The sequence below is a fragment of the Neisseria oralis genome, from assembly GCF_045062685.1.
Lineage (GTDB): Bacteria > Pseudomonadota > Gammaproteobacteria > Burkholderiales > Neisseriaceae > Neisseria > Neisseria oralis.
On record NZ_JBJGEB010000001.1, the window covers coordinates 51,115 to 65,999 of the forward strand.

A 14,885-nucleotide genomic window follows, 5' to 3' on the forward strand; every position below is an offset into this window, starting at 1 on the left:
TCCCCCTAAAACCCAAAAGTCGTCTGAAACCGAACACCATTATGAAAACACTGGGAAAACTCCTACTGACCCTCGCCAGCCTCGCCTATCCGCTCCTATGGTATTACGGCAGAGAAAACGGCGCATTTTTCTGGCTTGCCGCCGCCATGTGCATCCTGTGGCTGATACGTGCCGCCATGCCGCAAACCACAGCCCAACGCATTACGGCGATTATCCTTGCCGCCTTTTTTGCCGCCGTAATGGTTTTCAGGCGACCCGACTCGATGTATTGGTATCCCGTCGCCGTCAACGCGCTGATGCTTGCCGTTTTCGGCGGCAGCCTGTTTGCCAAACAAACCGTCATCGAACGCCTCGCCCGACTGCAACACCCCGACCTTCCCCCCGAAGGCGTGCGCCACACCCGCCGCGTTACGCAAATCTGGTGCGGCTTCTTCATCCTCAACGGCGCAACCGCCACCATTCTGGCAGGCTTGCAATATTACGACTGGTGGGCTGCTTACACCGGCATCGTGTCGTATGTGTTAATGGGGCTTTTGTTCGCCGGAGAGTGGGTGTATCGGAAAGCCGTATTGAAGGTGTAGGTCGTCTGAAAAGATGTTGTCCACACTGACAAAATAATGCTCTCCATTCACATGCTAACTCCATTCACTCACAAATGGAGAAATGGTTATGATAGGTTTTAAATAAAAGTTTAACTAGTCTTATTTGCTTACAATCAATTGAAGAAAGGGATCATATGTATCAAATAAATGATTGGAACAATATTCGCGCACAGTATAATCGATCAACCTTAATTCTAGGGAATGGGGCAAGTATTGCAGTAAGCCGACAATTTAATTATCAGTCTTTACTAGACCATGCTTTTAACAATAATTTATTAAATAATGAACGTATAAATGAATTATTTAATTTTTTTGAAACCAATGATTTTGAATTAATTCTACGTAGAATTTGGCAAGCCCACAATGTAAATCAAATTTTGCGAATAAATAATACCGATCTCAATCAAGTATATGAAGAAATAAGAAATGGCTTAATAGCAACCGTAAGAAGCATACATCCAAATTATCAGGAAATAGAACCTTTCTTAAAAAACATTTATAACTTTATCAAACAATTTAATACCATTATTTCCCTAAATTACGATTTAATTGTATATTGGGCATTAATGCATGGTTTAAACACTGATGATGGATATTCCTTAAAAGATTGTTTTATAAATAGAAATTTTGATGAAAATTGGAAAAGATTTAGAGAGCCTATCAATAGAAATAGATTTACTTCACTTGTATTCTATCTTCATGGCAATTTAGCTTTGGGAAAAAAATTCTATGGCTCTGAATATAAGATAGAAAATAATGGAATTGGTTTGCTTGATTTAATACTTGACAGCTGGAATCGTGGGGAAACTGTTCCATTATTCATCAGTGAAGGAACAGCAAATCAAAAAATAAATTCTATTCATAATAGCTTTTATTTTTCGACTATTTACAGAGAAGTATTACCAGAACCCAAAGATAGTTTAGTAATCTATGGATGGGGCATAGGTTCACAAGACCTACATTTATTGGAAAAATTAAGAAATTGCGGAATAAGAAATATTGCTGTTTCTGTTTATAAAAATAACCAAGATTATTGTCAGTATATTAATAATATTCTTCAGAGACACTTTAGAAATATTAACATTCAATTTTTTGATAGTAATAGCAGCAACTGCTGGATTCATCCATGAACCTAACCCAAATCCTATCCCCCGACCTGCCCCAACAAGACCTTATCGCCACCCATCCGAATTGGACGCGTGCTGATTTCAACCGTGCGGTTTTCCTGCTGTCAGGTCGTCTGAAAACGGCAAACGTGCAAACTGCCGCGTTGTGGTTTGACGATGCCGCGCTGTTTGCCTGCGCCGTGCTGGCGGTGTGGCATTCGGGCGGGCGGGTGTTGCTGCTGCCGAATCTGGCGCGGGACAATTTGGACTGGGGGCGGACGGCGGATGTATTTTTGACGGATTCCGAAGATTTGCAAAGCAAGTTAGGCAGTCAAACCGAACAACGCGATGAATCCGGACAGCCGTTGGCTGTGCAATCCAACCCACCCGTATGGCACCTGCCCGATTTGCTGACACACACATCACCTGAAAACTCGCCCCCCGCCCCTGAAAACCATCTGATTCCCGACCATGCCGAAGCATGGCTGAAAACGTCGGGTTCCAGCGGCGAGGCGCAGGTTATTGTGAAAACCGCCGCGCAGATGCAGGCGGAAGCCTTGATGTTGGCGGACGCGCTGCCGTTCGGGCGCGGCAGGGAAACGGTTATCGGCAGCGTTATTCCGCAACATCTTTATGGCTTCACTTTCCGTTTCGCGCTTGCGCTGACAATGGGCTGGCCTATGGAGCGGCGGCAGGCGGTTTATCCTGAAAACCTGCTCGCAAGCACGGCGGCGCATGAAAAAGTGGTGTGGATTGCCAGTCCGGCGGTGCTCAACCGCTTGGGCGAAAACCGCAACTGGCAGAGCATCGGCCATAAAATCGCGGGTATCGTGTCGGCGGGCGGCGCGCTGCCCGAGGCTACGGCGGATTTGCTGCAACAGGCTGCCGTCCGCCCGTTTGAAGTGTACGGCAGCACCGAAACCGGCGTGATTGCGTCGCGTCGGGAAAGCCGCGAATGGCGGCCGTTTGCCGGCGTGGAAATCGGGCAGAACGAAGAAGGCGCATTGTGGGCATCTTCGCCGTGGTCGCCCGAACGCCGCCAGACCGCCGACTTAATCGAGCCGCAGCCCGACGGTTTCCTGCTGCTCGGCCGCCAAGACCGCATCATCAAATTCGAGGACAAACGCGTGTCGCTGACCCAAATCGAACACGAACTTTTACGGCATCCGTGGATTGCCGACGCCCATTGCGGTCGCCATCCGCAACATCAGCGCATCGCCATATGGGCGGCGTTGAACGCGGACGGTATCGCCGCCCTGCGCGACCAAGGCCGAGCCGCCGTCGCCGACGCGCTCAAACGCCACCTTGCCGCCACGCAGGATACCATCGCCCTGCCCCGTTACTGGCGTTTCGCCGACAGCCTGCCGCGCAACGCTCAGGCGAAAATCGCCGCCGCCGATTTTCAGACGGCCTTTACCGTCGCCCAAACATCGCCCGTTTGGTTAAAAACATCATCTGAAGAAGAAACCGCCGCCGAAACCTTCATCGGCCGCGTGCCGCTTGATTTGGTCTATTTCGGCGGCCATTTCGCCACCTTCCCGCTCGTACCCGGCGTAGTCGAGCTGCAATGGGTGCGCGATCTGGCGGCGCGGCATCCGTGGGGCAGGCAGCGCGTCGTCCGCGTGGAAAACCTGAAATACCAGCAGTTCGTCCGTCCGCATGACGAAGTGTCGGTGGAACTGAAATACGATGAAGCCAAAAACAAATTGAGCTTTAAAGTCAGCAATGGCGACAATCCCTGTGCATCGGGACGGATTGTGTTCGAGGTCGTCTGAAAACGCTTTTAGGTTCCGCCCTCTCCTGCGGGAAGAGGAAAACCTGCAAATCGGGGATAATCCCGCTCAGAAATACGCGGCCTCGGCATGACCCGTTTTTTAAACGGCCGCAAACCTAATAACAACCCATAATCAAATGAAAAGATAGAAAATATGCAACTTTTTCCAGCACTAGCACAACGTTATTCCGAAGAACACCAGTCCGCGGGCGAAGCGCAGCGTTTGGCACAGGAAATCGCCTTTGCGCCGATTGTGTTCCAAGTATCCCGCCTGATGGTGAAATTCGGCATTTTGGATTTGCTGAACGACCATTCAGACGGCCTTACTCAAGCCGAAATCGCCGAGAAAGCGCAAATCAGCGGTTACGCCGCGCAAGTGCTGCTTGAAGCCTCGCTCTCCATCGGCACGGTGCATACCCGCGACAACCGCTATTTCATCAGCAAAGCCGGCTGGTTCTTACTGAAAGACAAAATGGCGCGCGTGAACATGGATTTCACGCAGGAAATCTGTTACCAAGGCATGTTTGACTTGGAAAAAACCCTGCAAACGGGCAAACCCGAAGGGCTGAAAGTTTTCGGCAGCTGGCCGACGATTTACGAAGGCCTATCCTCGCTGCCGAGCGTCGCGCAGGAAAAATGGTTCGCCTTCGACCACTATTATTCCGACAATTCCTTTGCCGAAGCCTTGAAAACCGTGTTCGCCAAACCGGTTAAAAAGCTGCTCGACGTCGGCGGCAACACCGGCCGCTGGGCGGAACAATGCGTCGGCTACAACGCCGAAGTCGAAGTTACCATCATGGATTTGCCGCAACAAATCGCCCTGATGCGCGAAGCGACCAAAGGCAAAACCGGCGCGGAACGCATCCATGCCCACCCCGCCAACCTGCTCGACCCCGAAGTCCCCTTCCCGACAGGCTTCGACGCGATTTGGATGAGCCAGTTTTTAGACTGTTTCAGCGAGGAACAAGTCACCGGCATCCTGCGCCGCGCCGCCGCTTCCATGAGTGCGCACACCAGCCTCTACATCATGGAACCCTGCTGGGACAGGCAGCAATACGAAACCGCCGCCTACTGCCTGACCATGACCAGCCTGTATTTCACCGCCATGGCCAACGGCAACAGCAAAATCTTCCATTCCGAAGACCTGATACGCTGCGTTGAAAACGCCGGATTGAAAGTGGCGGAAATTTCAGACGGCATCGGACGCGGACACAGCATCTTGCGCTGCGAAAAGGTCGTCTGAAAAACGGTATCCCCATGAAAACCCTAGTGTTAATCCCCCACTACAACCACCCCGCCGCCATCGCCCGCGTCGTACAGACCATGCACGGCTTCGGTTTGGACGTATTGATTGTGGACGACGGTTCGCGCGAAGAATGCAAACCCGTATTGCAGGCATTGGTTTCAGACGGCATCCACGTCCTTTACCGCCCCATCAACGGCGGCAAAGGCGCGGCGGTCAAAACCGGTTTGAAATACGCCGAAGAAAACGGCTACAGCCATGTTTTACAGGTTGATGCCGACGGGCAGCACCATCTGGACGACACGCCCAAACTCTTGGCGGCGGCGGAACAAAACCCCGAAGCCGTCGTCTGCGGCTGGCCGCAATACGGCGGCGACGCGCCCAAAGCGCGGCTGTACGGACGCAAAATTACCGACTTCTGGAACATGCTGCACACTTGGTCTTGCGACATCAAAGACGGCATGTGCGGCTTCCGCCTGTACCCGCTCGCCCCCGCGCTTTCGGTCGTCCGCGAAGAAACCGTGGGCGACCGCATGGATTTCGACACGGAAATCCTCATCCGCCTGTACTGGCGCGGCGTCAAGCCGGTTTGGATTAAAACGCCCGTGCAATACACCGCCGACGGCGTGTCCCACTTCAACGCCTTCGCCGACAACGTGCGCATCAGCAAAATGCACACGCGGCTGTTTTTAGGAATGTTGCGGCGTCGTTTGGGCGCTTTATTCGGAAAGGCCGTCTGAAAACATGACCGACAACACGCAAAACCATTGGGCGGCGCAGCCCGAACGCGGCAACCGCCTGTTTCTCGCCCTGACCACGCTGATGGTGCGCTATCTGCCCGCCTTCCTGATGAGGCCGTGCATCTGGTTTGTGGTGCTGTATTTCTACGCCACCGCGCCCAAACCGCGCCGCCATATCCTGCGGTATCAAACCCGTCTTCAGACGGCCTTTCCCGATACCGTTTTGCCGAAACACGGCGTATTCAAACAATTTATCGCGTTCGGCGAGGCAATATGCGACCGTTTTGCCGTGTGGCAGCGCAAAATCCGTTATGAAGATTTGGTACTGGAAGACCCGGACGGCGTTTATGCGCAAGTGAGCAATTCGGTACGCGGGCAGATTTTCGCCTGCTCCCACTTGGGCAACACCGAAGTCTGCCGCGCGCTGGTGTCGCACCATAAAGGCTTCAGGCTCAATGTGTTGGTACACAGCAAACACGCACAGGCGTTCAACGAAGCCTTGCAAAAAGCGGGCGCGGAACACATCCGCCTGATTCAGGTCACAGATTTGGATTCCACCCTGATGATGGAGTTGAACCGCCGCATCGAAGACGGCGAATGGATAGCCATTGCCGCCGACCGCGTGCCCGTGCGCGGCGAGAAAACCGCCGACATCCATTTCCTAGGCCATACCGCCCCCATGCCGCAAGGCGCATGGCTCTTGGCGGCGCTCTTGAAAACGCAGGTGAACACGCTGTTTTGCGTCAAGCAAAACGGCCGCTACCATTTGAAACTGCGCCGCTTCACCGACACCTCCGACTGGAAACGCGGCAACCGCGAAGCCGCCGTTACCGCCGCCATGCAGAGCTTCGCCGATATTTTGGCGCAAGAATGCGCGCAAAATCCGCTGCAATGGTTTAATTTTTATGATTTTTGGAGTGAACAGGCCGTCTGAAAAACCGGTATCGTCCGCCCCCCGGCCTTTCCCTCCCCCACACAAGGAACCTCATGAAAAAACACATCTACTGCCGCCACAGCTTTGAAATCGAAGTCCAGTTTTTCGACGTGGACGCCATGCACATCGTCTGGCACGGCAACTATGTGAAATACCTCGAAACCGCCCGCTGCGCCTTTCTGTCCGCCATCGGCTACGACTACAACGAAATGGCGCGGCAGGGATATAGTTGGCCGATTGTGCAGATGAACCTCAAATACATCCGCCCCGCCCGCTTCGGTCAAAAAATCCGCGTCGATATGGACATCGTCGAAATCGAAAGCTGCCTGCGTATCGATTACACGATTTATGATGTTGAAACCAACGAAAAGCTGACCCGCGCCTCGACCACCCAAGCCGCCGTTTCGCTTTCAGACGGCCTGATGCAGTTTCAAACGCCCGGCAGTTGGCTGGAAGCCGTGAAAAGGCATCCGACTTTTCAGGCCGTCTGAAACCGCAGCACAAACCCGACATCCGAAACATTCAAAGGAAATTGAAGATGAAAAAAACCATCGCCGCCGCCCTTCTCACCCTCGCCAGCCCCGCCTTGTGGGCGTTTTCCACCGCCGAACTCGCCCAAACCCTGCAAAAACCGTCTAACGTACAGGGCGCGTTTACCCAGCAGCGGCAGTTGAAATCCCTGAGCAAACCGATGGTTACCGGCGGGAAATTCGTCCTTATCCCGAAAAAAGGCTTGTTGTGGCAAATGCAGAAACCGTTTGAAACCACCCTGCGCGTGCGTGCGGACGGCATCATGCAGTGGAACGGCAGCGCATGGACCAACCCCAACCAAGGCAAAATCGGTCAGGGCCAACAAATCAAACTTTTCCTCGACCTGCTCGGCGGCAACACGCAGGGGCTGGAAAAGCAATTCGACCTCGCCCTCTCCGGCACTGAAAAGCAATGGACGCTCAATTTGACGCCGAAAACCGCCGTTACCCGCCAGATTTTCAACCGCATCGCCATCAGCGGCGACAGCGTGGTGCGTAAAATCGAGTTGGACGAAAAACAGGGCGACAAAACCGTGATGCAGTTCAGAGAGGTGCAAACCGGCAAGCCGCTGGACGATTTCTCCCAGAAAGCCTTGTAAGCGCCGCCATCCGACAGGCTTCCCGCGAAAGTCCGAATCGTCCAAATCTCTCGAAAAAACAAACCTGACGGTCTGTTGCCTCCCCCTCTCCCCTCATGCGTGGAGAGAAGGCTGATTGTCAGAAAACCTGAAAACAGGTCGAGTTTAGGCGGCGTTAATCGGGCATTTATACCCGACAAATGCAGGCCGCGGCAGCGACGGAATTTCAGACGGCCTTTTCACCGCAACGGCAATCTTGCCCCTCCCCTGCGGGAGAAAGGGCTGTTGCCAAATCTCAATACAGGCCTGCCTTTGTATCCGCCGGATAGTGTGCCGCCGCTATTTTTTATTCGGCGATTTCATATACATCTTTGCGTGCACAAGGTTTCGCAGCAAGCCTGCCTGAATGATGAAGGAGACGCCGTCTGAAAATCGTTTTCACGCCGGTTAAACCCTTTCAGACGGCCTCCGTTTCATCCGCCTTACCTTATTGTTCTTTAAATAATTTTACAGAAAAGCTATAATAGCTGTTCATCGAATAATTTTTGTTAATACATAATGGGAAACGACGTGAAAAAAGTGCTGCTGGTGTATTACTCGCAAACCGGACAGCTGGCGGAACTGGTGCGGAATTTCGCCGAACCTTTGCAGCAGGGTGGCGTCCATGTGGATTGCGTGAACCTTGAACCGCAAGAGCCGTATCCGTTTCCGTGGTCGTTTTGGCGGTTTTTCAACACCTTTCCCGAAACCGTCCACCTGAAACCCGCGCCGATTCTGCCGCCCGCCATTCCCGCCGACGATTACGACGCTGTGGTTATCGCTTATACCGTCTGGTTCCTCTCGCCCGCGCAGCCGATTACCGCCTTCCTGCAACGGGAAGAAACCCGCCGCCTGCTCAACGGCAAACCCGTGGTAACGCTTATCGGCTGCCGCAATATGTGGTTGGGCGCGCAGGAAAAAATGAAGTCGCTTTTGGCACAAAACGGCGCGAAACTCATCGGCAACATCGTTAAAATCGACGCATGCAACAGCGCCGCCAGCTTCATCACCACCCCCGCATGGCTGCTGTCGGGCGACAAACAATACTTCCGCGCCCTGCCCTCCGCCGGCATCGCAGACGGAGAGCTGGCCGACGCGGCGCGCTTCGGCGCGAAAATGCGGGATACCCTGTTGCAAAACAAAACTTTGGACGAAACCCTGTTTCAAAACATGGGCGCGGCCAAGGTGAACGAAAAACTGATTTTCAGCGAAAAAGCCGCCGGACGCAGCTTTTTCCTGTGGGGCAGGCTGCTGATGGCCGCCGGACGTGTGTCCCCCCTGCTGCGCCGCGCCCTGCTGTGTTTTTATATCCTGTTTCTGCTGGCAATGATTCTGGTGTTGGTACCGGTGAGCGTATTGGTAAAAAAACTGCTGCATCCGCTGCTTAAAGGCCGTCTGAAAAAACTGGCCGATTATTACGGCCAACCTTCCGGCGGATGAATCGGATTGCGGGCGGCAACCTGTAAGGAGACTGTATATGGACGATTTTGAACGCATTTACCGCGACTGGCACGAATATGCCAAAAACCGCGACACCGACGCGCTGATTGCGCTGTATGCCGACGACGCCGTATTTGAAAGCCCGCTGGTGCCCGCGATTATGGATACCGACAGCGGCATCCTGTGCGGCAAAGCCGAAATCCTGCGTTTCTTACAGGAAGGCACGCGCCGCCGTCCCAACGATTTGGTGCGCTGGTATCGGGACGGCCGCTATTTCGTTGCGGGCGATACGCTGGTGTGGGAATATCCGCGCCAAACGCCCGACGGCGATCAGGTAGATATTTTGGAAGTGATGCGGCTGGAAGACGGCAAAATCAAGCACCACCGCATTTATTGGGGCTGGTTCGGCACGCAGATGCTGACAGCTTCGGCACTCGCCAAAGCGGTTAAGGATTGACGCCGGAAGCCGCACCGACGTTGGCAGAGGCCGTCTGAAAACGACCAAAATGTTTTACAGCAACGGCCGACGACAGTTTTGCTTTTCAGACGGCCTCAAATACAGAAAGCACTCCATGCCCGAAGTGATCCATTACCCCGAACGCCGCCGCTTCCAAATCGACATCAACGGTTTGGAAGCAGGCTACATCAGTTATACCGAACACAACGGAAGCTGGGACGTGGACCATACCGAAGTTTCGCCCAATTTCCGCAATCAGGGCATCGCCCGAATGCTGGTGGATGCGTTAACGGCATATGCCGAAGCACACGGCATCCCGCTCACCGCAAGCTGCGATTACGCGGCGCGGTTTATCGGCTGACCACTTATCATAGTGAGACAAAATAAGGCAAGGCAACGCCGTAGTATCATATTTTGTTTCGCCATATAACAAAGAACCATGATTCCAAATAACACACTCAAAAACGTTTACCTCAACCGTACCGCCGCCTTCCTGCCCAACACGCCCGTCGGCAATGATGCGATAGAAGCCGTACTCGGCATGGCGGGCGATCTGCCCTCGCGCGTGCGGCGCATGATTTTGCGTTCCAACGGCATCCAAACGCGGCACTACGCCATAGACCCCGACAGCCGCCGCGCCACGCACACCAATGCCGAACTTGCCGCCGAAGCAGTCCGCCGGCTGTTCGCACAAGGCATCAAGCCTGAAGACATCACCAGCCTGTCCTGCGCCACGTCCTACCCCGACCAGACCATGCCCGGACACGGCGTGATGGTACACGGCCTTTTAGATATGCCCTCCTGTGAAGTGTTGAGCATGGCGGGCGTGTGCGCGGCAGGCATGGCGGCGATGAAACACGCCTACAATGCCGTCCGCACCGGCGAACACGCCCACGCCGTTGCCGTCGCATCGGAAAACGCTTCGGCGGTGATGCGCGGCGAAGTGTTCCAACACGAAACCGACCATAAAAAGCTGGAGAATGCCTCCCCAGAAATCGGTTTTGAAAAAGACTTTTTGCGCTGGATGCTGTCGGACGGCGCGGGCGCGGCATACTTGTCCGACCGCCCCAATTCAGACGGCCTCAGCCTGAAAATCCGCTGGATAGAGCTACTCTCCTACGCCAACGAAATGCCGCCCTGTATGTATGCCGGCGCAGAATTCCGCGACGGCGTGTTCGAAGGCTGGAAACACGCCGACCCCGAATACAGCCGCCGCCACAGCCTGATGGCGGTCAAGCAGGACGTAAAATTATTGAACGAAAACATCGTCCGCTACACGGTGGAAAAACCGCTCGCGCAAATCGCCGCCAAACACGGCATCCGCGCCGACGAAATCGACTGGTTCCTGCCCCACTATTCTTCCGGCTTTTTCCGCGACCGCCTTTCAGACGGCCTGAAAAACATCGGCTTCGAAATCCCGCAGGGAAAATGGTTTACCAACCTCTACACCAAAGGCAACACCGGCTCGGCATCGATTTACATTATCCTTGAAGAATTTATGCGCACTTTCCCATTGGAGCGCGGTCAAAAAGTTTTGTGCTACGTTCCCGAAAGCGGGCGTTTCTCAACTTGCTTTATGCTTTTGGAAGCGGTATAGCGAACTGAAAAAAGGTCGTCTGAAACTATGGAAATCAAAGACATCCCGCAAGATGACAGCGAAAGCTACCACGGACATCTGAAAGTCATTTACGGCACGCGCGACGGGCGTTACGAAGCCGGTACCAGCAGCGGCTGGCAGGACGAAGCCTACGCCACCGAAATGGCGGTCGCCGAACTCGACGAACAAACCCGTGCCGCCCGCGAAGCAGTGGCACAGGGCGAATATTCGCCGCTGTATTACCATATGTTCCGCTTCCGCCACGACGAAGCCGGTTTGGCAATGGCCGCGGGCGTATGGAAATGGCAGCTCCGCCGCCACCTGCGTCCCGAAATCTTCGCCAAGCTGCCCGACAAAACCCTGCAAAAATACGCCGACGCGCTGCAAATCAACATAGACGAATTGAAGCGGACGGACGCGGATTAAGGCGAACCGGCCCTTGCTGACGGCGGCAACCTGCCCTGATTTGTTTTTCAGACGACCTTACCTGTGTTTGAAACGCAGCCGCCTAACCATAAAAATACTTCTAAACAGACACCCGATTGATACCCCCATGACCGAATTCCCACACCAGCATACCGCCCACTGCGAAAGCGGCGTAATGTCCACACTGCTCAAATACCACGGCCACGATTTGGACGAAGCCATGATTTTCGGCATCGCCCACGCGCTGACCTTTGTCTGGCTGCCCGTCGTCAAGCTGGGCGGCATGCCGCTGGTTTCCTACCGCATCGCACCGCGCGGCATCATCAAAAACACCTGCAAGGCATTGGGGCTGAAATTGTCCGCCCGCAAATTTTCCAATGCTAAAAAGGGACAAGACGCGCTGGATGCCGCGCTTTCATCGGGCAAACTGGCGGGTTTGCAGACCTCCGTATTCTGGCTGCCGTATTTCCCGCCGCAAATGCGTTTCCATTTCAACGCGCACAATCTCTTGGTGTACGGCAAAGACGGCGGCGACTACCTGATCAGCGACCCCGTGTTTGAAACAGTGCAGCGCTGCGCCGCCGAAGATTTGCAGCGGGCGCGCTTCGCCAAAGGCGTATTGGCCGCCAAAGGCATGATGTACACGCTGGAAAACGACAGGCCGTCTGAAAAAGTTAAGGCCGACTTACCCGCCATCATCCGCAAAGCCATACGCAAAAACGCCAAACAAATGCTCCCGCCCGTTTTTTTCGTCGGCGTAAAAGGCATCCGCACGTTGGCAAAAAACATCGAAGCCCTGCCCGCCAAACGAAATGAAAAATACCAAAAGCTGTTTCTCGGCCATCTCGTGCGGATGCAGGAAGAAATCGGCACCGGCGGCGCGGGTTTCCGCTATATCTACGCCTATTTCCTCGAGCAGGCTGCCCGTATCTGCGACAACCCCGCGTTTCAGACGGCCTCGGAACAAATGACCGCCATCGGCGACCAATGGCGGCAGTTTGCAGCGATGTGCGTGAAGCAGTGCAAAAAGCCGTCTGAAAACGGCTGCCGCGAAATCGCCGCGTTTTTGCGCAAGATTGCGGATGATGAAGAAGCGTTGTGGCGGGGATTGTTGAAATAATGGGGAATCATGCGGTATCGATAAATTTTCTATAAACGTTTGCGCGCAGGTAAACCGATGCCGTAGCGATTTCACTATGCTCCACCCATACTAAGGCCGTCTGAAACCATGATTCAAATCCAATCCCTCTCCCACCGTTATCCCAAAGCCGAAACTGCCGCGCTGGACAATGTGTCGTTCGACATTGCCGACGGCGAATGTTTGGGGCTGCTCGGTCACAACGGTGCGGGGAAAACGACGCTGATGTCGCTTTTGGCCGGCTTGCAGGAAGTACGGCAGGGCGAAATCTTGTTTGACGGCAAGCCTTTGCGCCTGTTAAGCCGCAGCGAACGGCAGAAAATCGGTTTGGTGCCGCAGGATTTTGCGTTTTATCCGCAGCTTTCGGTGTGGGACAACCTGCTGTTTTTCGCCTCGCTTTACAAAGTGCGCGACAAAGGCCGTCTGAACGCGCTGTTGGAACAGACCGACCTGACCGCCCACAAAAACAAAGCGGCAAAGCATCTTTCGGGCGGGCTTAAACGTCGTCTGAATTTTGCCATCGGCCTGATTAACACGCCGCAACTGGTGTTCCTCGACGAAATCACAGTCGGCATCGACCCGCAGTCGCGCCGCTTTATCCTCGACAGCGTGGCGGATTTGACGCGGCAGGGAGTAACGGTGGTTTACACCTCGCACTATCTGTCTGAAATCGAGCAGCTTTGCGGCAAAATCGCGCTGTTGCAACACGGCAAACTGGTGTACCACGGCGGTTTGGACGAGCTTCTAAGCACGCAAACCGATGTCGTGCGTTTTACCGTTGAACCGTCGCTGCTGCCTCAGACGCTGGCCGCTTTGGGTGCAAAGCAAGTGGACAGCCGCGGCATGATGGAAACGGCGCACGATGCCGCCGCCGTTTACGCCGCCCTGCAAAAAAGCGGCGCGCAAATCCGCTACTTCCAGCAGGGACACGGTTCGCTGGAAACGTTTTACCTTGATTTCCTGCGCAAAGACGAGCCAGCAACAGATAAGCAAAATCCACAATGACAACCTCCTCCCTCCTCAAAGAACTCAAACTGCTCTGCCGCGACCTGCACGGTTTGGCCGTGTTGTTTGTGATGCCCATCGCTTTCATGCTGATTATGTCGTTGGCGCTGAGCCGCGACCAAGACCCGCACACCGACAGCCGCATCGCGCTGGTCGGCGCGGCAGACGACAGCGTCAATACCGCGCTGGCCGCCGCGCTGGAAAAAGAGCAGATTCATGTCACGCTGATGTCGTCTGAAAAACTGACCGACGCGCAAAACGGCCTGCACGACAAACGTTTCCAACTGGTGCTGCACAACCCGAACCCCGCTTCCGGCAAAATCGCCGACAACAAAGCCTTGCAAATCTATGTACCGCCCGATACCGAGCCTTCATGGCTGGCGGCGGTTAAAGGCGTTTTGCAGCAGCACTACACCCAAACGCGGCTGGACGCCTATTTCGACAACAACGACGGCATCAAAATCGACAATAAAAAACTGCCCCGCTCCATCCGCAAAGACATCCAGAAAAAAGTCGATGAAAAAAACGACGAACAATTCGCCGCCGTGCGCAGCTTTTTAGATAAAAAAATGCTGGAAGAACACTACCTGAGCGCAGGCAGCGGCACGGTGGAAAAACCCAACGCCGTACAGCACAGCGTTCCCGCATGGCTGATTTTCGGTATGTTTTTCATCATGATACCGCTGTCAAACGTCATGGCGCTGGAACGCCAGACCAACACCATCACCCGCCTGCGTCTCGCCCGCGCCTCCGCGTCCGGTCTAATTGCCGCCAAACTCGTCCCCTATTTCCTGATTAACCAGCTTCAGTTTGTCGGAATGCTGCTGCTCGGCCGTTACCTGCTGCCCGAAATCGGCGTGCCCGCCCTCATACTCAACGGCAGCCTTGTTCCCTACGCGCTGCTGTCCGCCGCCGTCAGCGCCGCCGCACTCGGCTACGCGCTTTTGGTCAGCGTCTGCGCCAAATCCACCGAACATGCCGTCGTCCTCGGCGGCGGCGGCATCATCCTGATGGCGGCAATCGGCGGCATTATGGTACCCGCCCACGTCATGCCAGAAACCATGCAGCAACTCACTTGGATTTCCCCGATGGCATGGGGTCTGAAGGCCTTTCAAGAACTGCTGCTCAACCGCAGCGGACTGGACGGAATCGGCCGCTACCTTATCCTGCTGTCCGCCTTCGCCGCCACCACCCTGACCGCCGCCGTGCTGGTTTACCGCAGACAGTTGCAGACGCAGGTGCGGTTTTAAAAAAACGTTGTCAAAACCATAAAAAA

The 14,885-nt window shown here is 54.4% G+C and carries 16 protein-coding genes; all 16 read left to right on the forward strand.

The window, feature by feature from the left end; genetic code table 11:
- Positions 1-41 precede the first annotated feature (41 nt).
- Positions 42-581, forward strand: a complete 540-nt coding sequence (locus ACI43T_RS00285; RefSeq protein ID WP_405385217.1) for a COG4648 family protein — start codon at positions 42-44, stop codon at positions 579-581.
- 155 nt (positions 582-736) lie between these two features.
- On the forward strand, positions 737-1,732 hold the full coding sequence (locus tag ACI43T_RS00290) for a DUF4917 family protein (protein ID WP_405385218.1): 996 nt from the start codon (positions 737-739) through the stop codon (positions 1,730-1,732).
- Positions 1,729-3,483, forward strand: a complete 1,755-nt coding sequence (locus ACI43T_RS00295; RefSeq protein WP_405385219.1) for an AMP-binding protein — start codon at positions 1,729-1,731, stop codon at positions 3,481-3,483. The genes ACI43T_RS00290 and ACI43T_RS00295 overlap by 4 nt, the downstream gene beginning before the upstream one ends.
- 153 nt (positions 3,484-3,636) lie before the next feature.
- The gene (locus ACI43T_RS00300; RefSeq protein WP_003757529.1) at positions 3,637-4,725 is read left to right on the forward strand and encodes a class I SAM-dependent methyltransferase; all 1,089 of its coding nucleotides are present in this window, start codon (positions 3,637-3,639) and stop codon (positions 4,723-4,725) included.
- 14 nt (positions 4,726-4,739) lie between these two features.
- Complete coding sequence (locus ACI43T_RS00305) at positions 4,740-5,465, forward strand: glycosyltransferase family 2 protein (RefSeq protein ID WP_405385220.1); 726 nt, start codon at positions 4,740-4,742, stop codon at positions 5,463-5,465.
- Positions 5,466-5,469: 4 nt separating this feature from the next.
- On the forward strand, positions 5,470-6,399 hold the full coding sequence (locus ACI43T_RS00310) for an LpxL/LpxP family acyltransferase (protein WP_405385221.1): 930 nt from the start codon (positions 5,470-5,472) through the stop codon (positions 6,397-6,399).
- A gap of 53 nt (positions 6,400-6,452) precedes the next feature.
- Positions 6,453-6,890 (forward strand): acyl-CoA thioesterase, encoded by a 438-nt coding sequence (locus ACI43T_RS00315; protein WP_039862881.1) that lies wholly within the window; start codon positions 6,453-6,455, stop codon positions 6,888-6,890.
- Positions 6,891-6,937: 47 nt separating this feature from the next.
- Positions 6,938-7,528, forward strand: a complete 591-nt coding sequence (locus ACI43T_RS00320) for a LolA family protein (protein ID WP_405385222.1) — start codon at positions 6,938-6,940, stop codon at positions 7,526-7,528.
- Between the two features lie 537 nt (positions 7,529-8,065).
- Positions 8,066-8,986 carry a flavodoxin family protein gene (locus tag ACI43T_RS00325; RefSeq protein ID WP_405385223.1) on the forward strand — a complete coding sequence of 307 codons (921 nt, stop codon included), beginning with the start codon at positions 8,066-8,068 and terminating at the stop codon, positions 8,984-8,986.
- A gap of 37 nt (positions 8,987-9,023) precedes the next feature.
- Positions 9,024-9,443 (forward strand): nuclear transport factor 2 family protein, encoded by a 420-nt coding sequence (locus ACI43T_RS00330; protein WP_405385224.1) that lies wholly within the window; start codon positions 9,024-9,026, stop codon positions 9,441-9,443.
- A gap of 115 nt (positions 9,444-9,558) precedes the next feature.
- Complete coding sequence (locus ACI43T_RS00335) at positions 9,559-9,804, forward strand: GNAT family N-acetyltransferase (RefSeq protein ID WP_009174195.1); 246 nt, start codon at positions 9,559-9,561, stop codon at positions 9,802-9,804.
- A gap of 78 nt (positions 9,805-9,882) precedes the next feature.
- A complete protein-coding gene (locus tag ACI43T_RS00340; protein WP_377079480.1) occupies positions 9,883-11,040 on the forward strand; it encodes a beta-ketoacyl-ACP synthase III in 1,158 nt (385 codons plus the stop codon).
- 27 nt (positions 11,041-11,067) lie between these two features.
- Positions 11,068-11,466, forward strand: a complete 399-nt coding sequence (locus ACI43T_RS00345) for a hypothetical protein (protein ID WP_377079479.1) — start codon at positions 11,068-11,070, stop codon at positions 11,464-11,466.
- A 127-nt stretch (positions 11,467-11,593) separates the two neighbouring features.
- Positions 11,594-12,586: a BtrH N-terminal domain-containing protein gene (locus ACI43T_RS00350; protein ID WP_377079478.1), complete on the forward strand. Its 993-nt coding sequence runs from the start codon at positions 11,594-11,596 to the stop codon at positions 12,584-12,586.
- A 108-nt stretch (positions 12,587-12,694) separates the two neighbouring features.
- Entirely contained in the window at positions 12,695-13,609 is a 915-nt protein-coding gene (locus tag ACI43T_RS00355) for an ABC transporter ATP-binding protein (RefSeq protein ID WP_405385225.1), read from the forward strand.
- The gene (locus tag ACI43T_RS00360; protein ID WP_377079477.1) at positions 13,606-14,859 is read left to right on the forward strand and encodes an ABC transporter permease; all 1,254 of its coding nucleotides are present in this window, start codon (positions 13,606-13,608) and stop codon (positions 14,857-14,859) included. The genes ACI43T_RS00355 and ACI43T_RS00360 overlap by 4 nt, the downstream gene beginning before the upstream one ends.
- The last annotated feature ends 26 nt before the right edge of the window (positions 14,860-14,885 follow it).